Origin of the sequence: Chloroflexus sp., assembly GCF_034432675.1 — a bacterium.
GTDB lineage: Bacteria > Chloroflexota > Chloroflexia > Chloroflexales > Chloroflexaceae > Chloroflexus.
Genome location: NZ_DAOUBI010000115.1, coordinates 1 through 25,684 on the forward strand (window position 1 = coordinate 1; position 25,684 = coordinate 25,684).

Below are 25,684 nucleotides of genomic sequence, written 5' to 3' on the forward strand. Positions count from 1 at the left end.
TCATAGTAGATGTTCTTTGAAAACTCTCAGTCTGCCGGTATGGAAACGAGGATGGATGACGACCATCGCCAGTGCTATCACACGTTGGATTGGGTGCCTTATCCGCCTGGCGTGTGAGTGGCGCAGCATTTGGAGTGCGGTAGCCATGCTGCCGTACGCCAAATGCCGCAACACGCGCATAGCGAGTGGGCAAGGAACCATCCAGGGCGTAATGGCACAAGCGGAGCTACTCTCCGCCAACAGGACAGGATGAGGCAATGTATCATCACCAGGATGGAGAGAAAAACATTCTCCTCGCAACTAGCAGGATAACCGGTGCAACAGGCTCCTGGCAGCTCACATAGCAGGTGCAGAAGCATGGCCCCGCACGCCAGACTACACGACGTGTGCAGCACCAAAACACGCTCCCTTTGAAACCAGATCGATAGCCGGAGCTACGACAGGCACACCGCACCGGTCAAAAAAAGTACGAGGCACCTCCAGGTGGAGATGCCTCGCCAACGACGATAGAACTACACAGGAGACTACCGGCGCTCGATGAGGAGACGAATAGCCGTGCGTTCCTCGTCATCGATAGCAACATCAATAAACGACGGAATACAGACGATATCGATACCCTCCTCGCTCAGATATGCGCGAGCGATAGCAACGGCCTTAATGGCCTGATTAGTTGCGCCAGCGCCAATTGACTGTACCTCGGCCGAACCATTCTCGCGCATTACACCGGCAATTGCGCCGGCAACGGCACTCGGCCGCGAGCGAGTCGAGACCTTCAAGACCTCGGCACTGCGCTGACGAGCGGGGGTGGCGTTTCCTTCGCCAACAGCCCGCTCTAGCGGCTGGGCGTTGCTCATAGCTTCCTCCTGTTGGTGACGTGTACGGGTAGCTAGACGGCTCGTATCATCGGGCGGAGTTGCCAGGCTCATACCGGCGCAGCCTCCTCGTGTAAAAACCCTATAGCCGACGATTGAAAGCGTGCTGTAATTGTACCACACGTTATCGTGATGTGTAGACCAAAATATCACCAAATTTGGGAGTATCTGGCCAAACATCACCGTGCATAATCAACGGCGCGGGTTTCGCGGATAATCGTCACTTTGATCTGACCAGGATATTGCAGGCTCTCTTCGATCTTCTTAGCCACATTGCGAGCCAGATGAATACTGGCCAGATCGTCAATTTGCTCGGGTTGCACCATCACCCGCACCTCACGACCGGCCTGCACAGCAAACGCACGCTGGACGCCAGGGAATGATGTAGCAACAGTTTCGAGAGCTTCCAGCCGCTTGATGTACAGATCAAGCGTCTCGCGACGGGCACCAGGACGGGCACCAGAAATTGCATCAGCCGCAATTACCAGAAAGGCTTCGACAGTTTGTGGTTCTTCATCGTAGTGATGTGCGGCAATTGCGTGAACAATCGCTGCTGACCGGCCAAGACGCCGGGCAATTTCAGCACCAATCAGAGCGTGGGGGCCTTGAACCTCATAATCAACCGCTTTACCGATGTCATGCAACAACGCGGCGGTCTTTGCAATATTGACATTGGCTCCCAATTCAGCAGCCATGTGGGCTGCCAGTAAGGCACATTCTAACGAATGTTGTAACACATTTTGTCCATAACTGGTGCGATATTTCAAACGACCGAGCAGCTTAATCAGATCGGGGTGCAACCCCTGCACATTCGCTTCGTAGGCGACTCGTTCACCCTCTTCGCGCATAATCTGCTCAATCTCGAGTTGTGTCTTGTGAACCACCTCCTCAATCCGGGAAGGATGAATCCGGCCATCCTTCAATAACTTTAACAGTGCCACTCGTGCTACTTCCCGACGTACCGGATCGTGGCACGAGAGAGTCACCGCTTCAGGGGTATCATCAACAATAATATCAACACCGGTGATCTGCTCGAAGGCACGAATATTGCGTCCTTCACGACCAATGATGCGCCCTTTCAGTTCTTCACTCGGCAGGTTCACCGTTGAGACGGTCATTTCTGCAACGTAATCACTCGCGCAGCGCTGAATAGCCAGACCGATAATTTTACGGGCAATTTTATCGGCCTCCTCTTTCGTTTGCTGTTCGAGTTCACGGATGCGCCGGGCTGCATCTTCACGTGTTTCACGCTCAACTTCGGCCAGAATAATTGAGCGCGCTTCTTCACGCGATAACTGCGAAATTCGCTCTAGCTCTTGCGCCTGTTGGCGCTTTAACCGTTCAGCTTCTTGCGTCAACTGTTCAATCTGACGCTCGCGCTGCTGGATTAGACGCTCACGACGCTCGATCCCTTCTAATTTACGATCGATATTTTCCTCTTTACGTTGCAGACGTTCTTCCTGTTTTTGCAAGCTCTGGCGCGATTCACGTAACTCGGCTTCAGCTTCGTTTCGAATCCGTAACGCTTCATCTTTTGCTTGCAAGAGGATTTCTTTTTGCTGCGAACGCGCCTCTTCAATTAACAGGCGGGCTTCAGCAGCTTTACGTTGGACCAGTGAGCTGACGCCATTGTTCGCCCACCAGACACCTATGCCTGCACCGCCAGCCAGCCCTGCCAGCAGGGCGACGACGGCCCAGAGTAGCTCTGTCACGGTAGCCTCCTATGCAGTTGTTAATGTGCACGACGCCGGATGGAAGTATGACCGACGATATGCAGATAGATATTGTAACTGTGGATTTTCAATCCATACAGGTAACTTTCATCATACTGATCGATGTACCACCTGTCAAGACTCTTGCCAATAGTGAATAAGATAACATACTTCTCAAATGAGAAAACCGATGATTTTTACCAGACCTGTTGTGATGACAACTCTAGCCTGTTCCAAAGCGATGGAGCGATAGCGTTGCTGCACGCAGCATCAGGCTCTTGTAACACGGTGATCGCCACTGGTATTTGTCCGCCCTTGAACTAAGTCTTTACAGGGCTGCCAGGTTGTCATACGGAGCATCAGGCCACCTGTTTCTTCACATATTGCATGGTATCATGCAACAAACAGCAACACCCGGAGGGAGTGATGGAGCTACCGTTTCCCGGCATGGACCCATACCTCGAACAGCCGGCGCTGTGGCCGGATGTGCATGTGCGCCTGATTAGCGCGATGTGCGATGCCATTCAAGAACAGCTTGGGCCAGCCTATATTGCGCTCATCACGCCCTATATCGCGTTGGAAAGTATCGAGATTGCTCCCACCCGACGAGCGTTTGTGCCCGATATTGGCATGCTACGTGATGATCCTGCCGACACTGGCACTACCACGACAACCATCACCCCCGCGCCGCTCACGCTGCCGGTGCAGATGACGGTGCCCACCCGGTATGCCCGGATTGAAATTCGTGCCGTTGTTCAGCAGGCCCTGATCACCGCCATTGAGCTACTCTCACCCGCCAACAAACACCCCGGCCTCAATGGCGCCGATGCCTATGAAAAGAAACGGCAGGAACTCTTCGCCAGCAGTGTTCACCTGCTCGAAATCGACCTTCTGCGCGGCGGCATCCGCCCGCAACTGGCCCGGCCCCTGCCGCCAACCGCCTACTGCGTCTTCCTCAGCCGAGCCTATCGCCGGCCACTGGTCGATGTCTGGCCGATTGCTCTCAGCGACCCGCTGCCGGTGTTGCCGGTGCCCCTCAGCTACCCTGACCCCGATGTCGCCCTTGACCTCGGCGCGGTCTTGCGTCAGGTCTACCGTCGTGCCCATTACGAACGGCTGATCGATTACCGCGCCGACCCGCCACCGCCACCCCTCGCCCCAGACGAGGCTGCCTGGCTGGATCAGCATCTGCGTGCGATGGGGTTGCGGTAAGGGTTAAGCGGCAGGTTGGAGTGTTTTACACCCTGCCCGTCCGGTGCAATGTGCGGTGGGTACAAAGGTTTACCTGCGAGCGCGAACGGTATCCACATCAGGTGAGTGATTCAACCTCTTTCCCAACGATGCCCACATTCAAGAGGCATCCCTGCGCTGCATTGCTGCCAGGCGTGCCACCTGCCGACTGCTCGATGGTCAGCGCAATGCGCAAGTGTTGGTTCGGTGCGTCCACATTCAGGGTGCGACGCCCCCATCCCAACCCCCGCTGGGGGCAGTTCGGATGGGGCGAGCCGGAGGCGCACGCTCCCAGGGGCGAGCCAGAGTCGAGCGCTCCCAGTGCTTGTGGCAAGTGGTTCAGCGCATAGAAGCAGCGTCAGAGAGACGTTGAATAGTTTGTCGTGGCTGCCGTATAAACCAGATTTGATATGAGAAGGAGAAGCGTCAGTTGAACACCCTGCTACCATCTGCTATAATCGGGATCAGGCATGGTTAGGAGACGGGTATGCCCTGGATGCACCATATTCAACCTGTCACAAGGTGAGGAAATACACATGCTTCGTTCATCATGGCGAGCCACGACGCTCCTAGTAGTATTAACACTCTGTATGCTTATATTAGCCACGTGTACCAACCGTGGCGTTTCACTAACAAATCCCTTGTACGTTCAGCAATTGACTACCGCTCCAGCCGACTACGCTGGCCGAGAAGTAACAGTTGATGGAGCCTATGTCTGGCGACCCGGCAATCCGTCGCTATCGGTACTGGCAGTCGGGGTGAGCACGTTGGATAACGGACTGGATGCTCAACCTATCGGCGAATCCATCTGGCTCGAAGGATTTCCGGCTGAAGTCACCGAGCATCTTCATCGTCCGGGCGATTCGGTTTATGGCTTCGTACGCGTGCGTGGTCGATTCGAGGCGAACGGTAACTATGGGCCGGGTGGTGCCTACCGCTATCTGTTGACCGTCAGCAGTGCCGAACCGATTGAGCGCATTCGGCGGGTTGAGCAGCGTCTTGCCGATCGACCACTGGGGCCGGATAAGGTGTCGTTCTTCGAGCTACTCCGCAATCCCGATCAGTATCAGGGTCAGCGGGTAACAACCCAGGCATACTACTTCTGGAATTCGGTCATTTATGTGCTGGCAGAAGGTATTTCGACCGAAGAAGACGGTTCCAGTCCGCAACCGGTCGGTGGAGCGATTTGGGTTGAGCAATTCCCACCCGATCAATCGGCGGCTTTGAATATTGGCCCCAATAACAGCTTTGTTTGGGGTCTGGTTGAAGTAACCGGTACGTTCCAGACCGGCGGTGGTTTTGGGCGCGATGGTGCTTACCAGAGTATCTTCTTCGTCGAGTCGGCTCGCCCGCTTACACCATAGCGGTTGGGTAGACTGCACCATCCATCTATCGGAAGGAAACGTGCGCCGGTGTTGTCAGCGGTCAGCCAGTGCGCCATTCACGTAATGAGGCAAGGCGTGTGTACTACTTCATCGAGCCAATGCGTGAAGAAGATATTCCTGCCGTGCAGGAGATTGAGCGGCAGAGTCAGATGGCACCATGGTCAGCCCTGATCTATCGCCGTGAGATTCGCAACCGTCAGTCGTGCCGGTATGTCGTAGCCCGGGCCGACACGCAGCTCCCCGATAGTACACCCTCTGCAACCGATTACCCTCTCCTGCTGCGGCTGTTGCAACGCATTGGCCTGGTTGCCTCCACATTTACCAATACTGCACCTATCGTTGGCTATGGCGGTATCTGGCTGAACGAAACCAGTGGTCACATTACAACGATTGCGGTCGCACCGGCCCATCGCCGGCGTGGAGTTGGTGAGCTGATCCTCAATGCGCTGATCGATGGTGCTTACGAATTACACGCTCAGTACCTCTCGCTTGAAGTGCGAGTCAGCAACCTGACCGCCCAGCGTCTCTACCTCAAATACGGCTTTCGTCCGGTAGGTCAACGGGCGAACTACTATGTTGACAATCACGAAGACGCTCTGGTGATGTGGACAGACCCCATCACAACGACGAGTTATAAAGAGCGTCTCCGTGAACTACGCCGGCAATTGCACGAACGACTACGTCAGCAGGTCGATCAGGTGGTGGTTGAGAGTCCAAGTAACGGCCCAACCGTCGGGTAGAGTGGACTCTGACGCAGATCGGCAGCCCGAACACGACCCTGGAAGATGGCATCGGCCAATTCACGGTGCAGGTGGGCCAGTCGTTCACGCCCTTGCAGTCGATCGCGAAACGCCGTGTGCCGCAGCAGCAACGCCGCTTCGTTACGTGGCGAGAGCTTGCCGGCATAGAGCCGGTGCGGTGCACGCGGAGCCAGCCCTAACTCATCGCACCGTTGCAATAACTCGCGATCACGATCAAGCCGATAGATCGGATTGACGGTGGCCTGATCGCGATAGATGTCACGATAGTAGCGCGGTGGGTACGATCCCAGCTGACTAAGCAGCACGTTGATCCGATGACGATGCCGTTCGTTTGGGATATGAAGGTAGTCCCACACCACAAAATCAACCCCAACCTCAGCACAAGCGTGCAATACCCGTCGTAGATTGAGGTTACTGTCGTTCACATAGGGCATCACCGGCAACAAGGCTACGCCAACCGGAATACCCGCTCGTTTCAGCTCGGCAAGCATCTCCAGGCGGAGTTGCGGTGACGGTGCCCGCCCTTCCAGGCGGGTTGCCAGATGCTGATCCAGGGTCAGCAATGTCGTTACCACCACCGCTAGACTACGCTCGTTCATCTTTTGTAACAGCGAGCGATCTTCCAGCACAAGCGGACTCTTGGTCATAATCAGACACGGCTGACCGTGTTCGGCAAAAAGCTGCAAGACCTGGCGGGTAATCCGGTAGGTCTGCTCAGCCGGTTGGTAGGGATCGCTCAAGGCGCTAATCGCAATCAGATCACCGCGATCAACCTTCGGCAAGGCCGCTGCTAGACGTTGCGGCAGATCAACCGGGATCGCAATCGTCTCGTTGAGTGGGCGTTCGTTGTACACCCAGCTATCGCAGTAGGGACAGCCCAATTCACAGCCGGTATAAATGCTCATCGTATAGGCCGAGAGAAAATACTCGTTGATGAGCGGTCGGCGTGCGCTTAGCGGTGGTACATTGGGCGCCAGTTCTCGTTGATAGTACGCCATACGAACCCAACTACGACAATTTCAGCGAACGCTGACGTCGAACCTCAGCCAGGGCTGCCAGTAGCTCGGCATGGATCAGACCATTGGTTGCGACCAGTCGATCACCTCCGAGCGGTCGCCACGGCTCACCCTGCCAGTCGGTGACGGTGGCCCCCGCTTCGAGGGCGATCAATCCACCCGCTCCGACATCCCATGGCTTCAACCCTAACTCCCAGTGTCCATCGGTGCGACCGGCAGCGACGGCGCAGAGATCGAGGGCCGCTGAGCCGGGCCGCCGAATATCCTGTACCAGCATCGCTAGATGGGTCAACTCGGCCAGATTATTATCGAGCTGCTCAAACCGGTCGTAGGGTAATCCACTACTCAACAAACTACGGGCTAGCGTGGATGTCTGTGAAACCCGCAGCCGTCGCCCATTGAGAAACGCACCCCGACCACGCTCGGCGTAGAACAGCTCGTTGCGCATTGGATCGTAGACGACGCCCAGCAACGGTTCGTTATAGGCGAGCAGGGCAATCGAGACACAAAAGATCGGCAGCCCGTGGAGAAAATTGAGCGTACCGTCGAGTGGATCGATCAGCCAGGTGTAGGGCGATGACATACTCACCCCACTCCCCTCCTCGGCGATAATCGCGTGATCGGGATAGCGAGCACGGATCGCGCCGACAATTAACGCTTCACTGGCCCGATCTACTTCGGTCACCACATCGGCGTACTGTTTCGGTTCGTAACTGACATCACGCTCGGCGCCGGCCCGGATCAGCGTGCCGGCCCGGTAGGCGAGATCGATAGCAAAATCAAGCATCACGGCAATCAATCCTGTGTATCAATGACGTATCAGTACCATTGTCATTGTAGCAGGGAGAACGCAATCCGCAAATCGGACAAAGTGCGTAGTGGCGAGTAGTGCGTGATGGCACCATACGGTCGCCGGCGCTGCTCGCTGCCGTACCGATGTACCGGGAGCAGGATGGGCTGTCTTTTGGCAAGTGTTCATGCGCTGTGCTATGAAAGAAGTTCTAGTCCAGATTTGATATGAGCGTGCCACCACCTAAAGGGCTTGTACTGAACACGATCCACTGCACGACCCGACCGCTTCATCATACGATGCGTTGCGACGCAACTACTATCTTGACAACGGCCTACCGCCGTCTTATAATATGACCACCTAGTCATATGACCAGGTGGTCACTTGAAAGAAAGGTACTCCAATGAGCATCCCAGACATTATCGGTCTTCTGCTCCTTCTCTACGGACTGACCTGTCTCTACATCAGCCTTGCCAAACCGGCGGCGATCTGGCGGCTCGGCAAAATTCAAGGCTTTGTCCAGCTCATTGGCGAGAAGGGAACTACTGCGCTCATTTTTGGATTAGGGGTTGGGACGGCAATTGCCGGGACGTACCTGCTCTGGCTGTAGGAGCGTAGCAATGCCGACAGAAACCTTCTTCAACCTCCCCGAAGAGAAACGGTCACGTCTGATCGATGTTCTCCTCGATGAGTTTGCCCAGAACGACTACGACAGCGTTTCGATTAATCGCATCACCGAGCGGGCCGGCATTGCCAAAGGCAGTTTTTATCAGTACTTCGCCGACAAGAAGGACTGCTACCTGTATCTGATTCAGCTCGGCATCGAGCAGAAAACCGCCTTTCTCCGCCAAACACCGCCGGCATCAACCACAGATATGTTTGCGTATCTCCGCTGGCTGCTCGATGTCGGTATTCAGTTCCAGTTTCACAACCCCCGCCTGGCGCAGATTGCATACAAGGCGCTGTACGACGATGTGCCACTACCGGCGGAAACGATGCAGGTGATCCGACACGGCAGCTTCGCCTACTTCAAACAACTGGTTGAACAGGGCATTGCCGATGGTTCACTTGATCCTGACCTCGACGCCGAGACAGCCGCGTTCGTGTTGAACGTTGTCTTCACCGAGCTGGGGAATCATCTGATCGAGCGGTTTGCGGTCAATCCGGCAGCGTTGTTGCGTGAGGGAGGCACCGTCTTGCTCCAACCGGCTATGCGTCGTGTCATCGAGCAGGTGATCGACATCCTGGAACGGGGCATGCGGCGACGATAACGCTGTGACCGCTCGCAACGGTATCAAGGAACAATCTTATGATTAACGTCCAGAATCTCTCTTTTACCTATCCCGGCACCAGCACGCCGGCGTTGCATGACATCACCTTTACCGTTGAGGCCGGTGAAATCTTCGGGTTTCTCGGCCCCAGTGGTGCCGGTAAATCCACCACGCAGAAGATTCTGATCCGCCTGTTGCGTGGCTTTCGTGGTCACGTCACGATCCTCGGTCGCGATCTGCGTGACTGGGACGACAACCTCTACGAGCAGGTAGGTGTCTGCTTCGAGCTGCCCAATCACTACGGCAAGCTCACAGCTATCGAGAATCTGCGCTACTTTGCGCGCCTGTATTCCAGGCCAACCCTGGCACCTGAGACCGTACTCGACATGGTTGGTCTGAGCGAGGACGGCCACCTGCTGGCTTCACAATATTCAAAGGGGATGAAGATCAGGCTCAACCTGGCCCGTGCGCTCTTGCATCAGCCCCAACTGCTCTTTCTTGATGAGCCTACTGCCGGTCTCGACCCGGTCAATGCACGGCGGATCAAAGACCTGATCAAGGCCCAGAAAGAAGCCGGACGCACCATCTTCCTCACCACCCACGACATGAACATCGCCGAAGAGCTGTGTGATCGGGTGGCATTCATCATCGACGGTCGGATCAAGCTCATCGACTCGCCACAGGAGCTGAAGTTGCAGTACGGTAAAAAACTGGTACGGGTGGAATATCTGGTCAACGGTCACCTGGACGCCTGCGAGTTTGCCCTCGATGGCCTGGCCGATAATCGGCAGTTCCACGATGTACTCCGTCTGCCAGTACAGACCATTCACACCCAGGAGGCTAGTCTTGAGCAGATATTTATTCAGGTGACTGGACGCAATCTGAATTGACCCGCCAATAGCGACGGTTCGGTACGACAGGCAGGCAATATCCCCATGACCAGCAGGGTAAATGGCATGGCACGCGCCTGATCGTAAACACGGCTGGTGCGGCAGCATGGCTGCCGCACTCTACGCCACGCGCTACGACAACCCGATCTGGGAACGGTATCCACGCTAGAACGAGAGGCCACTGTTTACGGAGTGGAAACACCGGTTCTACGCTACCACGCTCAGGGGTGGTAGGTGGATCGCAGGATCAAGGGTCACAAACGTTATAACACCGGATTTGATATTACACTGCGAGAATGCTATGAACCGTCTCTTACACACAACCTATTGGGATATTGTTCGCCAGTATCGCAACGGATTTTACTTCGTTACGGTGCTCATCGTCGCACTCCTGGTTGTTTTGTTACGTCAGCTCGATAGCATAGACTGGCGATTGTGGTGGCCGGCCATCCTGTTAGAAACGTTGGTGGTAAACAGCTTTTTCTTTATGGCCGGGCTAGTCTTGCTGGAGAAGGGGGAAGGCGTGCTGGAAGCCCAGGTTGTCACCCCGCTTCGCGACTGGGAGTATCTGCTGGCCAAGATTATCAGTCTATTCGTCCTTTCAGCCAGCGAGTCACTGGCCCTGATCCTGCTGGCGAGCGGCCCGGCCTTTAACTGGTTGTGGATGCTGATCGGCATCGGTTATTTTGTCGCTATGTATACGTTATACGGATTTTTTGTCGTGGCGCGTTACGATTCGATCTCTGAATTCATCCTGCCTTCTGCGCTATGGACGATGGGTTTTTCGATTCCGCTGTTACCCTATTTTGATCTCTGGCAACACTGGCTAATCTATCTGCACCCGCTTCAGGCACCCCTGATACTGGTGGAGGCAGCCTACAAGCCGCTACCGGCCTGGCAGTTGTGGTACGGTATTCTTTACGGTTTGGTCTGGATCAGTATCGGATTGGTCGTCGGGCGGCACACTTTTTACCGCTTTGTGGTGACCAAAGAGGGCAGTCGGCGGCGAAGCGTATCGTTAGCGAGGTCGTTATGAATATGTTGCAAACACTCCGTGCTCTTGGCCCAATCGATCTGCGCAGTGTCTGGCGCGATAAGATGCTCTCGTGGATGATCTTCCTGCCGATCCTGGGGGCGATCATTTTGCGGGTTGGATTACCACCGCTCGCCGTGCGTCTGCGCGCACAGGACACCTTCGACCTCGAACCGTGGTATCCGCTCTTCCTGAGCTATTTCTTTGTGGTGATGACACCAGCGATCTTCGGGATTATGATCGGTTTTCTGCTGCTCGACGAAAAGGATGACCAAACGCTGAAAGCGTTGCAGGTCACGCCACTCTCGCTCAGGAACTATCTCGCGTATCGTATTGCCATACCCGTTGTTCTGACCATCGCCATGATGTTCATTCTCTTTCCATTGTCAGCGCTTGACGACATCTCAATCCCGGCGACATTCCTCACGGCCATTGCGGCTGCGCCGATTGCACCGGCCCTGGCCCTCTTTATGGCAGCGCTGGCCCAGAACAAGGTGCAGGGTTTCGCGCTGATGAAGCTCACCGGTGTTGTGCTGATCATGCCGATTTTTGCCTTTATCGGTGATGGAGGCTGGGAAGTGATCTTTATGCTCATCCCAACCTACTGGCCGATGAAGAGCTATCTCTTGCTGAGTGACGGTCAGATCACCGCTGCCTGGCCCTACCTGATCGCCGCAGTTGTCTATCCGGCAATCATCATCTGGTTGTTCGGGAAACGCTTCAACCGGATAATGGTAGAATAGGCTGGGAGTCATCGGCTTGAACCAGCGCAGATGTCGTGGTTTGCAACCCGGCCTCTGCCCTGAGATGAACAATCGTATGCAGCATATCGGCGTCGTTATTGTTTCGTACAACACCGCTCCGCTGCTCCGGCGCTGCCTGGCAGCGCTGGAGCATTGCCATCTTCCGCTACAGATCGTCGTAGTTGATAACGGCTCGCACGACGAGAGCGTTGCCCTCGTTCGACGCAAATTCCCGCATGTCATCCTGCGCGAACGGCCAGAAAACCCCGGCTACGCGGCGGCCAGCAATGAAGGCATTGCACTGCTGCACCAACACAACGATGCCGTCCTTATCCTCAATCCAGACACCGAGGTCTTACCTGGTGCCATCGAGGCGCTGGCCGATTTTCTGGCCGCCCACCCGCGGGTCGGCCTGGTCGGGCCACGCCTGCTCAACCCCGATCACAGCCTGCAACGGGCAGCCTTTCGCTTTCCCGATCTGATCACCACGGCACTCGATCTCTTCCCACCGGGTGAGGTATTGCCCGGTCGGCTGTACGATTCCTGGTGGCACGGTCGCTATCCGCACGAATTGGGCGACTCCCCCTTCCCGATTGACTACCCGTTGGGTGCGTGTATGCTCGTCCGCAGCAGTACCATTGCTGAGGTCGGCGGGATGGATGAAGGCTACTTTATGTACTGTGAAGAGGTCGACTGGTGCCGGCGGATCAAACAGACCGGCTGGGCGATCTGGCAGGTACCGGCAGCGCGGGTCGTGCATGTTGGTGGCGCCGCTACCGGTCAATTCCGCTGGCGCATGCAGGTTGCGCTCTGGCGTGCCCGTCGGCGCTACATGCAGAAGTTTGCCTCGCCGATTACACAACGCGCCTACACTGCCCTAGTCACGGTTGGGATGCTTCGCCTCACCGGCAAAGCCTGGCGCGACTACCTGAGCGGGCGGATTGACCGTAATACCCTGCGTGGTCAACTCCTGGCCTACGGCACCATTCTGCGTGACAGCTCCAATTTTTCATCAATACCGGTTGCGAAGGTCGCAGGCTGATGCTATAGTAGCAACAAGAGCAGGATTGTCTGGCGGGACAATACCCTGCTCACGTGTAGATGAGATTTTTATATTCGCGATTCAAGCCTAACGCTGTGAGGTTGGTTCGCGTGAACATACCGACGCATTGCTCCGCAGTTCGTCGTAACGCTACCTGGATCAGATATCTGTATGCCGTTCGCCGTTGCGAGCAGGCCGTTGCCGGTAGTGATACAACAACCCGGTACGATAGCGTGAGCTGGCGTCGATGAATGCTCCGCGCTCCACCCTCCCAATGCACAACAGGAGCAGACAAGACAACGATGCACGATCAAAAGCGACCAGATGTCGCGGTCTTCATCGACTTCGAGAACATTTATGTCAGCGTGCGCGACAAGCTCAATGCCACGCCTAATTTCGAAGCGATTATGGACCGCTGCAACGACCTCGGCCGCGTCGTGATTTCACGCGCCTACGCCGACTGGTACCGTTATCCTCGCATTACCAGTGCTCTTTACGCCAACGCTATTGAACCAATTTACGTTGCCACGTACTACTACGACAAAGATGCCGGTCGTACCGGACGAGCGATCAAAAACAGTGTCGATATGAACCTTTGTATCGACGCGATGAAGACGCTCTATAACAACCCGAACGTTGCCCGCTTCGTTCTGGTCACCGGTGACCGCGACTTTATTCCGCTGGTACACAGCATTCGCCAGCACGGCAAAGAGGTGTACATCATCGGAATCGGCGGTGCTGCCAGTACCCATCTGGCGCAAAGCGCTGACGAGTTTGTCTTCTACGAGCAACTGATCGGACGCCAACCGAATGCCAGTGCCGCCGCCACGGCAATTGCCAATCGGGCAACCGAGCTTAACCGCACCCTCGAAATGGTCGAAGCTGAACCGCCACCAGCCCCGGTCGTTGCGCCACCCCCGCCCGAACCGGACATTTACGATGTGCTGGTGCAGGCTATTCACCTGGCCCGCAAGCGCGGCTATGTGACCACGCTGGGATCGCTGAAGATGCTGATGAAAGAGCTGATGGGTGGCGATTTCAAAGAGAATCGCTACCGCGACCTGAACGGACGGCCATTCTCCAAGTTTAAAGACCTGGTGATGGACGCCGAACAGCGCGGGAAGGTACAAATCTTCACCAAAGGCTCGGTCAACGAGGTCTTCCTGCCCAGTGAAGACCCGCTGAAGCTCTCGCGCTTTGCCCCGGCGCTGATGGAAGAGTTGCCCCCCGAACCGGTAGTGATCGATCCACCCATCGGGAGTAACGGCAGCCTCCAGATCGCCGAGATCAGCCCGGTCGTGGTGGAAGAGATAAAGACGGTTGTGCCAGAACCGGCACCGACCACCACAACTACCAGCAGTCGCCGTCGCCGCCGGCGGTCACGGCGCAATGGTCGCCAACGCGAAGAGCATACCGTCATTCAGGAAACAACTGAGGTTATTGTCGAGCTGGACGAACCTGAGTACAATCCACCCTCGATCGATGAACCCACTCCGATGAGCGAGGAGATACCTGTCGAAGTTGAACTCGTGGCAGAACCACTGCCCGTTCCAGCCAAACCGGTAGTGGAGACAGCACCGGTCACGATCGAGATCACTCAGAGGCCAGCCGAGAGTGAACAACCGGCAAAGCCGAGTCGCAGTCGGCGCCGGCGGTCGCGGAAGGCAACCGCAGAGGCTGGCGAAGCGGCGGTTACCGGCACATCGGAGTCAACCGCCGAGGCGGGGGTAAAGGTTGCTCCGGCGGTTGAGGAGTCATCGGCTCCACTGCCCGAACCGGCAGGCGATCTTGCAATGACGACACCAGCGGCAACCACCGGCGCGTCGGAGTCAACTGCCGAGGCGGGGGTGACGGTTGCTCCAGCGGTTGAGGAGTCATCGGCTCCACTGCCCGAATCGGCAGGCGATCCTGCGATGACAGCGCCAGCAGCAGTGTCGGGTAGCGAAGCGACGATGGCATCCACCGCCGAAGCGGAGCCATCTGCGGGGACAACATCAGCCGAGGATGGGATCGGTCAGGTTGATCTCAGCGTCGTATTTAGCGAAGCTGAATGGGAACTCTTGCGAGCGACTGTCCGTGAATTGGGCAAGCCGGCCACGTTCCAACAACTCTTGAGTGCGCTTCAGGCAGCGCGTAAACAACACGGGTTGCCGCGCACTACCGAAGAGAATCGCACAATGCTCAAGCAAGCCATTCACCATGGCATGTTTGAGCGCACGACTCGGAGCCGTCGCGTTTACTACATCCTGAAGACGAGTGAGTAGCCTGATCAAAATCTGTGGCCTACGCACGGTCGATCTGGCGCTGGCAGTCGCCACTGCCGGCGCCGATCTGATCGGCCTGGTCTTTGCGCCCAGCCGGCGGCAAGTCACTGTTGCTGTGGCCCAACAGATTGCTGCCGCCGTGCGCACCCTGCCACCACCACGCCCGTTAGTGGTCGGCTTGTTTGTGAATGAACCGGCGGCCCACGTTGCCGACATTGCCGCCACAGTGGGATTAGAGGCGATTCAGTTGAGTGGTGACGAGCCGCCAGATTACCCGACCCCACACGGGCTACCGGTGATCAAAGCGATTCGGATGACCGATACCTCACTTGAGCAGGCGTGGCTGGCGCGTATTGCAGCTACACCAACAGTTGGTCAGGGTCTACCCCCGCTGACTGCACTGATCGACGCGCACGTCACCGGTGCCTACGGCGGTACCGGCATCCAGGCCGATTGGGGGCGGGCTGCACACATTGCGCGTCAGGTGCCGACCATCCTGGCCGGTGGCCTGACACCGGTGAACGTCGCCCAGGCCATCGCCACCGTTCAGCCAATGGGTGTCGATGTCAGTAGCGGTGTCGAGCGTGATGGTCAGAAGGATCCGGCCCTGATCAGGGCGTTTATCGCTGCTACACGCAGTGCCTGAGCACGCGAATCTGCAACAGGCCGCTATCGCTCAACGTCAGATAGCAGCATACACGCCTTTAACACTCTGCCTGATGCACGGCCAGGCACACGACACCTGAGCCGCTTGAGATAGGAACCGATGATGCGTAGCAGACCCAACCAATCCCTCACCCAACCACCACAACACCAACAGCCTGGCATCACCATCCTGCGAGCGGTTGGCATCTGGTTGCTGCGCATGCTTTTACGGATAGCATGGGCGATTGTGCTGCTGATGCTGTTGCGGTGGATCGTTTTACGAGTGCGCCGTATCCGGATCAGGCCAACCCCATACACCACGCCACCGATTGGCCCTGAAGCCATTGACACCCATCGCCGCCGCATCGTTGTGAGCGATCTGCATCTGGGAGGTGGTGACCGGCGCGATGATTTTTGCGATGACGAAGCCTTGATCTCTTTTATCGATCAGTACGTCAATCGTGAGCCGACCGAACTGATCCTGGCCGGTGATACCTTTGAGTTTTTGCAGGTCAGCCTGCCCGACGTAGACGATAACGAGTGGAGCGCACAGGCGGCGGCCCGTCGCCTTGAGGCCATCATCGCTGCCCACGCCAGCGTCGTTGCAGCCTTACGGCGTTTTGTACAGAACACCAGCAATCAGCTCACGATCCTGATCGGCAACCACGACTTCGAGCTGCACTATCCGGCGGCCAAGATGGTGTTACGGCAGGCGCTTGGGCTGCCGACAGATGATCCGCGCCTGCGCTTCGGCATCAGCTATCATGGCGGTGGCGTCTATATCGTACACGGCAATCAGTTCGATCCGTGGAACCGCTTCGTCAATTTTGCCGGGATTAGTGAACCGTTTGAAGTCGTGCGCGGCACCCAACTAGTCAAGGAGGTGATCAACGATCTCGAAGACGATCCCTTCCCGCTGGCACCGTTAATCGACAATATCAAGCCATCATCGGCATTCTTCTGGTACCTGATGAGTTTGCAACGGCTACGCGACCCGGATGCCCGTCGCTTTGTGACACGAGGCATCATCGGGTTTCTGCAAGTCACCGCGTGGGCGCCACCGCATCATCTCTCCAGTGAAGCAGACGAATGGCTGCAACGCTCACCCTTCATCGTGTTCTGGCACCCAATTGCCGCTTTTCGTCGGCAGCGTATTGCACGCCATCAAGCCATCGCCCGCCAGCTCGGGGTTGCCGCCGAAGCCGTCGGTGACCTGCCAGAAGTTGTCGATCAGGTGCACGACGAAGCCCGGCGGCAGGCGAGTCGCGAGGTTACGGCTTTCAACGATGAAATTGCCCGCGAGATGGCCCAGATTGCGCACCAGCCACCGTACCAGGCTGACCACCTGTTCGTGTGCGGTCACACCCACCTGGCCCGCAACATCGACTTGGGTGATGGGCGGCGCTATATCAATACCGGCACCTGGACCGATATTGTCTTCGACGTGGAAACCATGCGTCGCCCCAGCCAGCGCTACCCATTTCTGGAGATTATTAACGACAGCGCCGGCGTGCCTCATGGCCGGTTACTGGTCTGGCACGGCCCGACGCAACCACCACAGGTCTGGCACGACGAGGAGCCACCGCAGCAACGGCGGCAAAGTCGTGTACAATAGGGCTAGATGCAACCTATCATCTCTAACGGGTTTTATATGAAAAGGAGGCATTCGGCATGAAAAACGTTCTACGACTACTCGGCATTGCCGCCGTCATCGGGCTGGCAATTGCCATTTTCCGCGCTGTACGCCAGTATCAAGAGGATAGCGTCTTCGATCTCACGCCGGCGACCAACCCCAACACCGGCAATAACGGCCAACGCAGCAGCATCAGCCCAGAGCTGTTGAGCATGCTGGCCGATCCCGGCGACAAAGGGCCGGTCGAGCTGATGGTTGACGCCAACGGCAAGGAGTGGCTGGTCAACCGCCGCAACGGCTACCGCTATCCGATTGAAGACGGCATTCCGATTATGCTGCTCGAAGAAGGCGAGAAGAACAAGGACGAAAGCCTGATTCAGAAGTAGTGTCGCCTATGCTGCAAGCGCCTCCCGTGTAGCACGGGAGGCGTGTTGGCCTATACAAATCTGTCTGCTCATTTCGCTTTGCTATATTCTCCTAGAAAGCCAGACTATGCACGAGGTTGCTTCACGACCGGGCCGTTTCGGTCCCTACGGTGGGCGATACGTCCCAGAAACGCTGATGCCGGCGGTCAGTGCTCTGGAAGAGGCGTATACCGCGGCAATAGCCGATCCCGCCTTCTGGGCGGAGTTGAACCGGCTCCACCGCACCTATACCGGCAGACCCACACCATTAAGCTTTGCTGCCCGCCTGACCGCGCACTGTGGCGGTGCTCAGATTTATCTGAAGCGTGAAGACCTGGCCCACACCGGCGCACACAAGATCAACAATGCGCTCGGCCAGGGTTTGTTGGCCAAACGGATGGGTAAACGACGGGTAATTGCCGAGACCGGTGCCGGTCAGCATGGGGTTGCCACTGCCACCGTCTGTGCGCTGCTGGGGCTAGAGTGTGTGGTCTACATGGGTGTTGATGATATGGTGCGCCAGCAGCCCAATGTCTTCCGCATGCGCCTGCTCGGTGCCGAAGTGCGCGGCGTCAGCAGCGGCTCACGAACCCTCAAAGACGCGATCAACGAGGCGATGCGCGACTGGGTCACCAATCCTGACAGTTACTACCTGTTGGGTTCGGCCCTCGGCCCGCACCCCTACCCAACAATGGTGCGCGACTTTCAGCGGGTGATCGGTCTGGAAGCGCGCGAGCAGATTCTGGCTGAAGTCGGACGCCTGCCCGATGTTGTGGTCGCCTGTGTTGGCGGTGGATCGAATGCGATTGGCATCTTCCACCCCTTCCTGGATGATCACGGTGTGGCACTCCGCGGGGTAGAGGCCGGCGGCAAAGGTGACCGCCTTGGCGAACATGCATCCCGCTTCCGCGCCGCCACACCCGGCGTGTTGCAAGGTACCTATTCCTACGTCTTGCAAGACGAGGCTGGCCAGATCGCGCTCACGCACTCGGTCAGCGCCGGGCTTGACTACGCCAGCATCGGTCCTGAACACGCCTGGTTGCACGACAGCGGACGCGCTACCTATACCGCGGCTAGTGACGAAGAGGCGCTGGCCGCGTTCCAGTTGCTGGCCCGCCTGGAAGGGATCATCCCGGCCCTGGAAAGCGCCCACGCGGTTGCCGAAGCCATTCGCCTAGCCCCAACGATGCGCCCCGACCAGATCATTCTGGTCAATCTGTCAGGCCGTGGTGACAAAGATATCTTTACCGTTGCTGGATTATTGGGGGTAGCGATCTAAAAACGGTTATCTTGACAGAGTTCATCTACCTGAAGAGCGCGGAGTAGCGCGTATGACCATGACTGTCATTCTGAACCCGGCAGCCGGGCGTGGCCTGGCCGGTCGGCGGCGACACATCATCGAGGCGGAACTACGCAAACACAATCTGGAATTCGAGATCTTCACCACCCATGCCCGCGGCGGTGCTACCGAACTGGCAATTCAGGCGATCAATCGCGGCCACACACAGATCGTCGCAGTAGGTGGCGATGGCACTGTCAACGAGGTTGTCAACGGCATCGTCGAAGGGGGCAAGCGTACAGCAGTTACCTTCGGCATCATCCCTCTCGGCACGGGCAGTGACTTTGTTAAATCACTGCCCGGAGTCAAACCGAAAGATATCAGTGCCGCTGTTCAACGCCTGGCTGCCAACCAGACCCAGACCATTGACGTCGGACGGATCCGGGTTACTGCCGGACGACTCACCCTGACCCGCTACTTTATCAATGGCCTGGGCATGGGTCTTGACGCCGCCGTCGCAGTTGAAAGCCTCAAAATCCCCTACCTGCGCGGCTTTGCCGTCTACCTGATCTCCGTCTTACGGGCACTGGCAACCTACCGCCCCGGCCCAATGACCGTGCGCTTCGACGGTCAGCAGATCAGCCGGCAACTCTTCTTCGCCAGTGTCGGCAACGGTCGTTGTCAGGGGGGTGGTTTCTGGATCACACCTGACGCCAGACTCGACGATGGTCTGCTTGATCTATGCATTGTTGATACGATGCCGATTCCAAGGGCACTCCGCAAAATTCCGCTGCTGATGCGCGGTGTTCACGCGAACGAGCCAGAAGTCACTCTAGCGCGGGTGCGCCGGATCGAGGTCACCTGCCCCACTCCCATCCCGGTCGCCACCGATGGCGAAGTCGTCGCCACTGCAGCCCAACAGGTCGAGGTAGAGGTGGTACCACGGGCGGTGAAGTTGCTGGTGTAATCCCACTTTGCGCAATGGTGTGGGGGAGTGGGGAGGTGAGGGATCACCCCCACCCCAGCCCGCCCCCGCTGGGGGGAGGAGTATACACCCCCAACTCCTCCCCCCAGCGGGGTATACACCCCCAACTCCTCCCCCCAGCGGGGTATACACCCCCAACTCCTCCCCCCGCTGGGGGGAGGCCGGGAGGGGGGCGAGCATAAGGTGTCCAGGAGCCATCTGGAGCACTCCCATCTCACCACTCCCCCGATGGGAGTGAGAGCCGGCCTGGTATCACTCCTCAAACGCGCAATTTGTAAACTTCAGCGTTTTGCCATTCTCGGTGACAATCCGCACGATCTGTTCCGAGGCGCCGTTTGGGAGCCTGGCTTCGATCTCCAGCGTCACGGTGACCTCCGCACCGGGTTGATTGACGAGATGCGCAATCACTTCTTCGGCGATCCGGGCAACGTCGCGACCGGCACGGGTCGTCAACGCCACGAGCTGGCGCGGGGTGAAGAGGTCGGCCCATGTGAAAAATCCATACCCCCGGCCACTCACCAGGTCTCGTGTTTCTCTATTCATAGGTAAATCCGGCTTCCACGCCGGCTGCGCCTGGTGCGCAATCGCCTCGTGCTCCGCAATCGGCGGCAAGTAGACCCGACCACGCCGCCCCTCGGCCACAATCGCCATTAGGCGAGTACTCATACGTCGGGCTTTCGCTTCGGCGCGTATGTACTCAAAAGGTATCGGTATCCCTGATAACAAGCAGAGAAAGCTACTGCCACTCCCACCAGACTTCGTTCCCCGCTTCACCCGCTCCGGATCCTGCGACTTGCCTATCTTCACCGTGAAGCGGTAGGTATCACCCGTAATGACCGGCTCGACGTAGGCTTCCTTCCCTGGCTTGGTTGAGAGCATAAATGTCGACGCCAGTGGCACATCCACGTGGGCAAGCGCCGGGTTGGGACTTTTCACCGTCCGTGCCCACAGCCAGGCAATCACCGTGAGCTGCTGCCCACCAGCGGTTGCAGGTCGGGCCGTTCCGCCGCCAGCTCTGCCGTGATCGTCACCTTTGGGTAAAGCTGCCCGATCCGCCGTTCGGCCTCATCGCGCATCCATTGCCCGTAGTAGCGTACATCGGCGGCCAACCCCTGCGCACCCTGCCAGGTCTCTAGGTACGCCCGTTGCCGGTCAACCGGATTAACAGGGGGATGACCGCGAAATCGAGGGGGGATCTCAATCATCGCTTTGTTGATCAACACCGCGACCGGATTCAAGTCACTGGCATACGCCTCCAGTCCCAACCGTTGCGCTTCGAGCGGGATGGCGCCACCACCCGCGAACGGATCGTGAAACGCCGGTAACTGGTCGGGATTGAACAGCTCCACCGCACGGGGATGCTGCGCGTTGTCCCGGCATGTCCGTCGCCAGCTCTTCCAGATTTCCTCCCGTGCCGCGGCAAGCAGCGCCTCGTCGGTGGTGCTCTCCCACTTCACCAACCGCTCGATGAGCCGGAACAGCCGTTGGCACTCTCTTTCCTGCGCTTCCGGCGTCGGAAACTCCTCCGGTACTGCCGATGGGTCATCAACCAGTTGCGCAAACAGCACGGCCCGCGCTGTCGCCAGCGGGCGCCGCGCCCACCACAGGTGCAGCGTCGAGGGGTGGCCGTGGCGGATCGACTTCTCACGGGCACTTTCGGTATTGATCGTCTCCAGTGGCAGTGCCACCTCGATCAGCTTACGACGCCGATGAATGCTGGTCATTGTGGTTCCTCTCCCCGGCTGAGCAATTCGGTCACCTGATACTGAACACTGGTCACGCCAAAATCCGGTTCACGCCGGAAGGGGTGGCGGATGTAGCGCACCTGGTACTGGTCGTCCGGCTCGAAGCTCACCAGCGCCAGGGTATAGTCGTCGGGTTTGTTGAGTGCGGTCAGAATCTCGTTCCGGGTCACCGTGATCGTATCGGCGTCGGCACGGCGCCCTTTGACTTCAATGAAGCGCAGCCGACCGGTGCGCGGGTCGCGGCTTTCAATATCGTAACCGAGCCGGTCCCATTCCCGATCCGATGGCTCGTACCCCAGGCTACGCTCGATCTCCATCACAATGGCACGCGCCCGCGCCGCAATCGCCTGCATGTCTGCCGGTTGGGATGGGATGGTGGATGACCGACCGGTTAGCGCGTCCAGCAGACCACGCGGGATAATCAGCGCCCCACCAACCAGTACGGGCGGTAGGGGCGAGAGCTGTGACTCGCGATCAAGCTCTTGCATCCGGCGCTTGAGGTGTTCATCCAGCTCGTCGGCCCGCTTGCGTGCCTCTTGCCAGTTGAGCCGGGCATTCCGTTTCCCGGCCTGCTCATCCAGTTTCCATTCCTCGGCGCGATGATCCCAGTAGGTAATCTCTCTGGTCAGCCGATCCTGCACGGCAGTCCGCGTCTTCTTAATCCAGTTCAGCCGCCGCTCGCTCACCTCGCGGATGTGGTCAGGCACTATCTGTGCAATCACATCCTACATCATCCGCTGCTCCAGATCGTGCGTCACCCAGGCCACATCAGGGTGTGCCAGGATGGTTGCAGCATCGGGTTCATTGGCAGCGAGTGGGCGGTAGTCGAGGTACAGCGCGTACTGGAGATGCCGGGTACGACCATGGGCATCAATTTCGACCGCCAGCATACGGCGCGACACCGTCCGCCGCTCACCCGACGGGAGCAGGCTGGCGTCCTGAATGGCATGTTCGACGATGCAGAGCACACGTGGTTCGCGCCCGGCATCCCGCTCATCAACCAGGATCGCACCACGCTTGAGCAGATCACGGTGCTGTTCGAGCGTCAGATCAATCACAGCATCGAGCAGCGGATGACCGGGACACACGAAGGCAGCCAGTGGGCGACCCGGCGGGGCAATGAGGTCTTTCTCGAAGCAGATGCGCTCGTAGCGCGGGAGCACCGAATTACCGCTCCCGATCTGGCGATTGCGATTGCGTACCACTGCCGGCACGTGCGTAACCTCATAGCGCCGGGGTTCGCGTTCGCGCACCGTACCTCCCAGCCGGCGAAACGCTGCGAGAAAGAACGACTCAATGTAATGCGGTTGCAGCCGTCGTGCGGCGGCTCGTTCCATTTCTACCCGGATACGGGCCACCCGGCTGACATCCATCACATCGTGGGCCAGCGCCCGCTCCTCCAGCAACGCCTGCAACCGCTCCTTATCCACGGCGTTTTCAACCACCTGCGACAGCCGGGTGCGCACCTCCGGCTGATCACCGTAGCGGATCGCCTCGATCATCAAATCGCGCAGCGGGCGACCGTCGAACTGGAGCTTGCCGAGCACATCGAAGACCTTGCCACCGAGCGCCCGCCGCGCCTCTTCCAGCTTGTCGAGCAAGCGACGGTAGACATCACCTTCACGAGTCTCATCGGCCACCAGGTTCCACAGGAAACAGACCTCGGTCTGCCCGATGCGATGAATCCGGCCAAAACGTTGTTCCAGCCGGTTCGGGTTCCAGGGCAGATCGTAATTGACCATCAAATGAGCACGTTGCAGATTAATCCCCTCACCGGCGGCATCGGTCGCCACCAGCACCCGCACAGCGGGGTCGTGCAAAAACTGCTCCTGCGCCTTCCGACGCTCCTCGCGCCCCATCCCACCGTGCATCGTCACGACAGCCTCTGGACGACCGAACAGCGACTCGATCCTGCGACTCAGATACGTCAGCGTATCCCGATGCTCGGTAAAGACAACCAGCTTCTGCGTCGGCGACGGTTTCGGCTTCGGGGCACTGTCGGCATCATACGGCGTAGACGCCTCGGCGATCTGCGGCGCGAGCGTAGCGGGCGTAAAAATCTCACCGAGCAGCGCCGACAACTCGCGCCACTTCGTATCAACCCCCTGACGACGCACCGCATCAGCCTGCATCTCCAACGCTTGCAGCGTTGCAATCTCGCGCTGCAATTCGGCAATCGTGCGTGCTGCCGTCGCCTGATCGAGCACATCCTCTTCGATCTGCGCCAGCTCACTCTCAGGTGCCTCTTCAAGGTCGTCAATATCTTCCCGACTGAGATCGGGGATCGAACTGAAGACCTGCACCTCGCGTTGTTCCAGCTCCAGCTCGCGCAGACGCCGCTCCAACCGCTCACGCCGGCGCCGCAGCGACTGATAAATCGCTTCCGGCGACGAAGCCAGCCGCCGCTGCAGAATCGTCAGGGCAAACCCCACCGTCCCTGATCGGCGGTCATTTTGCAATGCATCGGCGCGGTTAAATTCCTCGCGCACATAGGTCGTCACGTCGTGGTACAGCCGCGCCTCCTCAGCAGAGAGACGGTACTGCACGGTGTAGGCAATTCGCTCCGGAAAGAGCGGCGCCCCATCAAACTTCAGCAGATGCTCTTTCGTCATCCACCGCATCAAATCGGAAACATCAACCTGATGGACACCATCGTGGAAACGACCTTCAAACCGATCAGCATCAAGCAGCGCAAGAAAGAGCTGAAAATCCGCTTCCTTCCCGTTGTGCGGTGTGGCCGTCATCAACAGAAAATGCCGGGTCAGACCAGAAACAAGCTGACCGAGTTCGTAACGTTTGGTGCGTTTAATCTCACCGCCGAAGAAGCTGGCCGACAGCTTATGCGCCTCATCGATCACCACCAGATCGTAACGATTATCAGGGGCAGCGAGCTTCGCCTGCGCCTGTTCATCGCGGGCCAACTTATCGAGACGGGCGATCACCAGCGGATGTTCCAAAAACCAGTTCCCGGTGCGGGCCGCTTCAAGACCATCGTTGGTCAGAATCTCGAACGGCAAATGGAACCGGCGGTCGAGTTCATCCTGCCACTGCTCAACCAGATTACCGGGACAGATAACCAGACAGCGTTGCAAATCACCGCGGGCGATCAACTCCTTCATCAACAACCCGGCCATAATCGTCTTCCCGGCGCCGGGATCATCGGCCAACAAAAAGCGCAACGGCTGGCGCGGCAACATCGCCTCATAGACAGCGGTAATCTGATGCGGCAACGGTTCCACCAGCGACGTATGCACAGCCAGCAGCGGATCGAACAGATAGGCCAACCGAATCCGATGCGCCTCAGCGACCAACCGAAACAACGCCCCATCACCATCAAAACTCCAGGGCCGCCCCTGCTCAACCAGCTCCAGGCGCGACTCATCACTGCGAAGCAGCAACTGATCGGCCACCTTCCCGCTAGGGTCACGATACACCAGTGTCAACGCATCTGCACCGTACCACTGCACACTCACCATCGTCACCGGCGTATCGGGAAGAATACCGCGAATTGTCACCCCTGATTTCAGATCATCGAGCGACAGCAAAGTCTATCCCCGTCTCTATCACGTAGAAAACACTCCCGATTTTTATGAATTATAATCATAATTATGAATTATAATCATAATCATGATAGCGGTACATTACAAACCACGCGGCGCCTGCCACCTGAAGCGGCATACCCACTAAGGATACCAGAGAAACGATAGGCGTAGGGGTACGGCGTGCTGTGTTTATACGCACAACGAACGGATTCTTTGGACGCCAGCGTCAGTATGAATGATTGCCGTCTTTGGCGTGCGGCAGCCATGCTGCCGCGTGTGCTCGTCCGCCAGGCCGGTCAGCGTAGGTAATTGTCGTCTTTGGCGTGCGGCAGCCATGCTGCCGCGTGTGCTCGTCCGCCAGGCCGGTCAGCGCAGTGATTGTCGTCTTTGGCGTGCGGCAGCCACGCTGCCGCGTGTGCTCGTCCGCCAGGCCGGTTGGCGT

21 protein-coding genes and 2 pseudogenes are annotated in these 25,684 nt (G+C 57.8%); 15 read left to right on the forward strand and 8 right to left on the reverse strand.

The window, feature by feature from the left end; genetic code table 11:
• Nucleotides 1-524: 524 nt before the first annotated feature.
• Both VAE55_RS08505 and rny read right to left on the reverse strand, forming a co-directional pair.
• On the reverse strand, nt 525-854 hold the full coding sequence (locus VAE55_RS08505) for a stage V sporulation protein S (protein WP_015909285.1): 330 nt from the start codon (nt 852-854) through the stop codon (nt 525-527).
• Between the two features lie 197 nt (nt 855-1,051).
• Nucleotides 1,052-2,584, reverse strand: coding sequence for a ribonuclease Y (gene rny / locus VAE55_RS08510; protein ID WP_322815360.1), 1,533 nt, complete (start codon nt 2,582-2,584; stop codon nt 1,052-1,054).
• Between the two features lie 426 nt (nt 2,585-3,010).
• Here rny and VAE55_RS08515 point away from each other — a divergent pair, with 426 nt between their 5' ends.
• Nucleotides 3,011-3,796 carry a DUF4058 family protein gene (locus tag VAE55_RS08515; RefSeq protein ID WP_322815361.1) on the forward strand — a complete coding sequence of 262 codons (786 nt, stop codon included), beginning with the start codon at nt 3,011-3,013 and terminating at the stop codon, nt 3,794-3,796.
• Nucleotides 3,797-3,893: 97 nt separating this feature from the next.
• Here VAE55_RS08515 and VAE55_RS08520 read toward each other — a convergent pair whose 3' ends face one another.
• Complete coding sequence (locus VAE55_RS08520; RefSeq protein ID WP_322815362.1) at nt 3,894-4,148, reverse strand: hypothetical protein; 255 nt, start codon at nt 4,146-4,148, stop codon at nt 3,894-3,896.
• 202 nt (nt 4,149-4,350) lie between these two features.
• On the opposite strand from VAE55_RS08520, the gene VAE55_RS08525 reads away from it, so the two are divergent.
• Together VAE55_RS08525 and rimI are read left to right on the forward strand one after the other, a co-directional pair.
• Nucleotides 4,351-5,178, forward strand: coding sequence for a hypothetical protein (locus tag VAE55_RS08525; protein WP_322815363.1), 828 nt, complete (start codon nt 4,351-4,353; stop codon nt 5,176-5,178).
• A 119-nt stretch (nt 5,179-5,297) separates the two neighbouring features.
• Nucleotides 5,298-5,939, forward strand: a complete 642-nt coding sequence (gene rimI, locus VAE55_RS08530; RefSeq protein WP_416181181.1) for a ribosomal protein S18-alanine N-acetyltransferase — start codon at nt 5,298-5,300, stop codon at nt 5,937-5,939.
• Here the strand turns inward: rimI and VAE55_RS08535 are convergent.
• Together VAE55_RS08535 and VAE55_RS08540 are read right to left on the reverse strand one after the other, a co-directional pair.
• Complete coding sequence (locus VAE55_RS08535; protein WP_322815365.1) at nt 5,894-6,958, reverse strand: radical SAM protein; 1,065 nt, start codon at nt 6,956-6,958, stop codon at nt 5,894-5,896. The two genes, rimI and VAE55_RS08535, sit on opposite strands and share 46 nt — an antisense overlap.
• 10 nt (nt 6,959-6,968) lie before the next feature.
• Nucleotides 6,969-7,763, reverse strand: coding sequence for an inositol monophosphatase family protein (locus VAE55_RS08540; RefSeq protein ID WP_322815383.1), 795 nt, complete (start codon nt 7,761-7,763; stop codon nt 6,969-6,971).
• 406 nt (nt 7,764-8,169) lie between these two features.
• Here VAE55_RS08540 and VAE55_RS08545 point away from each other — a divergent pair, with 406 nt between their 5' ends.
• The 12 genes from VAE55_RS08545 to VAE55_RS08600 all read left to right on the forward strand — a co-directional run bounded on the left by VAE55_RS08545 (nt 8,170) and on the right by VAE55_RS08600 (nt 19,937).
• The gene (locus VAE55_RS08545) at nt 8,170-8,376 is read left to right on the forward strand and encodes a hypothetical protein (RefSeq protein ID WP_322815366.1); all 207 of its coding nucleotides are present in this window, start codon (nt 8,170-8,172) and stop codon (nt 8,374-8,376) included.
• Nucleotides 8,377-8,386: 10 nt separating this feature from the next.
• The gene (locus tag VAE55_RS08550) at nt 8,387-9,037 is read left to right on the forward strand and encodes a TetR/AcrR family transcriptional regulator (RefSeq protein WP_322815367.1); all 651 of its coding nucleotides are present in this window, start codon (nt 8,387-8,389) and stop codon (nt 9,035-9,037) included.
• A gap of 38 nt (nt 9,038-9,075) precedes the next feature.
• Nucleotides 9,076-9,927, forward strand: a complete 852-nt coding sequence (locus VAE55_RS08555; protein WP_322815368.1) for an ABC transporter ATP-binding protein — start codon at nt 9,076-9,078, stop codon at nt 9,925-9,927.
• Nucleotides 9,928-10,228: 301 nt separating this feature from the next.
• Nucleotides 10,229-10,963 carry an ABC transporter permease gene (locus VAE55_RS08560; RefSeq protein ID WP_322815369.1) on the forward strand — a complete coding sequence of 245 codons (735 nt, stop codon included), beginning with the start codon at nt 10,229-10,231 and terminating at the stop codon, nt 10,961-10,963.
• A complete protein-coding gene (locus VAE55_RS08565) occupies nt 10,960-11,703 on the forward strand; it encodes an ABC transporter permease (RefSeq protein WP_322815370.1) in 744 nt (247 codons plus the stop codon). Before VAE55_RS08560 ends, VAE55_RS08565 begins: the two co-directional genes overlap by 4 nt.
• A 76-nt stretch (nt 11,704-11,779) precedes the next feature.
• Nucleotides 11,780-12,745, forward strand: coding sequence for a glycosyltransferase family 2 protein (locus tag VAE55_RS08570; RefSeq protein ID WP_322815371.1), 966 nt, complete (start codon nt 11,780-11,782; stop codon nt 12,743-12,745).
• Nucleotides 12,746-13,047: 302 nt separating this feature from the next.
• A complete protein-coding gene (locus VAE55_RS08575) occupies nt 13,048-15,009 on the forward strand; it encodes an NYN domain-containing protein (protein WP_322815372.1) in 1,962 nt (653 codons plus the stop codon).
• Complete coding sequence (locus VAE55_RS08580) at nt 15,002-15,655, forward strand: phosphoribosylanthranilate isomerase (protein WP_322815373.1); 654 nt, start codon at nt 15,002-15,004, stop codon at nt 15,653-15,655. The genes VAE55_RS08575 and VAE55_RS08580 overlap by 8 nt, the downstream gene beginning before the upstream one ends.
• Nucleotides 15,656-15,775: 120 nt before the next feature.
• Nucleotides 15,776-17,269 (forward strand): UDP-2,3-diacylglucosamine diphosphatase, encoded by a 1,494-nt coding sequence (locus VAE55_RS08585; protein ID WP_322815374.1) that lies wholly within the window; start codon nt 15,776-15,778, stop codon nt 17,267-17,269.
• 56 nt (nt 17,270-17,325) lie between these two features.
• Nucleotides 17,326-17,673 carry a hypothetical protein gene (locus VAE55_RS08590; protein ID WP_322815375.1) on the forward strand — a complete coding sequence of 116 codons (348 nt, stop codon included), beginning with the start codon at nt 17,326-17,328 and terminating at the stop codon, nt 17,671-17,673.
• Nucleotides 17,674-17,779: 106 nt separating this feature from the next.
• Nucleotides 17,780-18,970, forward strand: a complete 1,191-nt coding sequence (gene trpB / locus VAE55_RS08595; protein WP_322815376.1) for a tryptophan synthase subunit beta — start codon at nt 17,780-17,782, stop codon at nt 18,968-18,970.
• A gap of 52 nt (nt 18,971-19,022) precedes the next feature.
• On the forward strand, nt 19,023-19,937 hold the full coding sequence (locus VAE55_RS08600) for a diacylglycerol kinase family protein (protein WP_322815377.1): 915 nt from the start codon (nt 19,023-19,025) through the stop codon (nt 19,935-19,937).
• Between the two features lie 462 nt (nt 19,938-20,399).
• Here VAE55_RS08600 and VAE55_RS19125 read toward each other — a convergent pair.
• The 3 genes and pseudogenes from VAE55_RS19125 to VAE55_RS08625 form a co-directional block, all read right to left on the reverse strand.
• Nucleotides 20,400-21,679, reverse strand: a pseudogene (locus tag VAE55_RS19125) (DUF1156 domain-containing protein); the annotation flags it as partial.
• Nucleotides 21,676-25,245: pseudogene (locus VAE55_RS08620) on the reverse strand (helicase-related protein). The pseudogenes VAE55_RS19125 and VAE55_RS08620, both read right to left, overlap by 4 nt.
• Before the next feature lie 223 nt (nt 25,246-25,468).
• Nucleotides 25,469-25,684: hypothetical protein (locus tag VAE55_RS08625; RefSeq protein WP_322815382.1), on the reverse strand; the 216-nt coding region annotated here is incomplete at its 5' end.

Coding starts and splice junctions, on each gene's coding strand:
- VAE55_RS08505 (WP_015909285.1), bottom strand. CDS start 854: ATGAGCAACGCCCAGCCGCTAGAGCGGGCTGTTGGCGAAGGAAACGCC.
- VAE55_RS08515 (WP_322815361.1), top strand. CDS start 3,011: ATGGAGCTACCGTTTCCCGGCATGGACCCATACCTCGAACAGCCGGCG.
- VAE55_RS08525 (WP_322815363.1), top strand. CDS start 4,351: ATGCTTCGTTCATCATGGCGAGCCACGACGCTCCTAGTAGTATTAACA.
- rimI (WP_416181181.1), top strand. CDS start 5,298: ATGCGTGAAGAAGATATTCCTGCCGTGCAGGAGATTGAGCGGCAGAGT.
- VAE55_RS08535 (WP_322815365.1), bottom strand. CDS start 6,958: ATGGCGTACTATCAACGAGAACTGGCGCCCAATGTACCACCGCTAAGC.
- VAE55_RS08540 (WP_322815383.1), bottom strand. CDS start 7,763: ATGCTTGATTTTGCTATCGATCTCGCCTACCGGGCCGGCACGCTGATC.
- VAE55_RS08545 (WP_322815366.1), top strand. CDS start 8,170: ATGAGCATCCCAGACATTATCGGTCTTCTGCTCCTTCTCTACGGACTG.
- VAE55_RS08550 (WP_322815367.1), top strand. CDS start 8,387: ATGCCGACAGAAACCTTCTTCAACCTCCCCGAAGAGAAACGGTCACGT.
- VAE55_RS08555 (WP_322815368.1), top strand. CDS start 9,076: ATGATTAACGTCCAGAATCTCTCTTTTACCTATCCCGGCACCAGCACG.
- VAE55_RS08560 (WP_322815369.1), top strand. CDS start 10,229: ATGAACCGTCTCTTACACACAACCTATTGGGATATTGTTCGCCAGTAT.
- VAE55_RS08565 (WP_322815370.1), top strand. CDS start 10,960: ATGAATATGTTGCAAACACTCCGTGCTCTTGGCCCAATCGATCTGCGC.
- VAE55_RS08570 (WP_322815371.1), top strand. CDS start 11,780: ATGCAGCATATCGGCGTCGTTATTGTTTCGTACAACACCGCTCCGCTG.
- VAE55_RS08575 (WP_322815372.1), top strand. CDS start 13,048: ATGCACGATCAAAAGCGACCAGATGTCGCGGTCTTCATCGACTTCGAG.
- VAE55_RS08585 (WP_322815374.1), top strand. CDS start 15,776: ATGATGCGTAGCAGACCCAACCAATCCCTCACCCAACCACCACAACAC.
- VAE55_RS08590 (WP_322815375.1), top strand. CDS start 17,326: ATGAAAAACGTTCTACGACTACTCGGCATTGCCGCCGTCATCGGGCTG.
- trpB (WP_322815376.1), top strand. CDS start 17,780: ATGCACGAGGTTGCTTCACGACCGGGCCGTTTCGGTCCCTACGGTGGG.
- VAE55_RS08600 (WP_322815377.1), top strand. CDS start 19,023: ATGACCATGACTGTCATTCTGAACCCGGCAGCCGGGCGTGGCCTGGCC.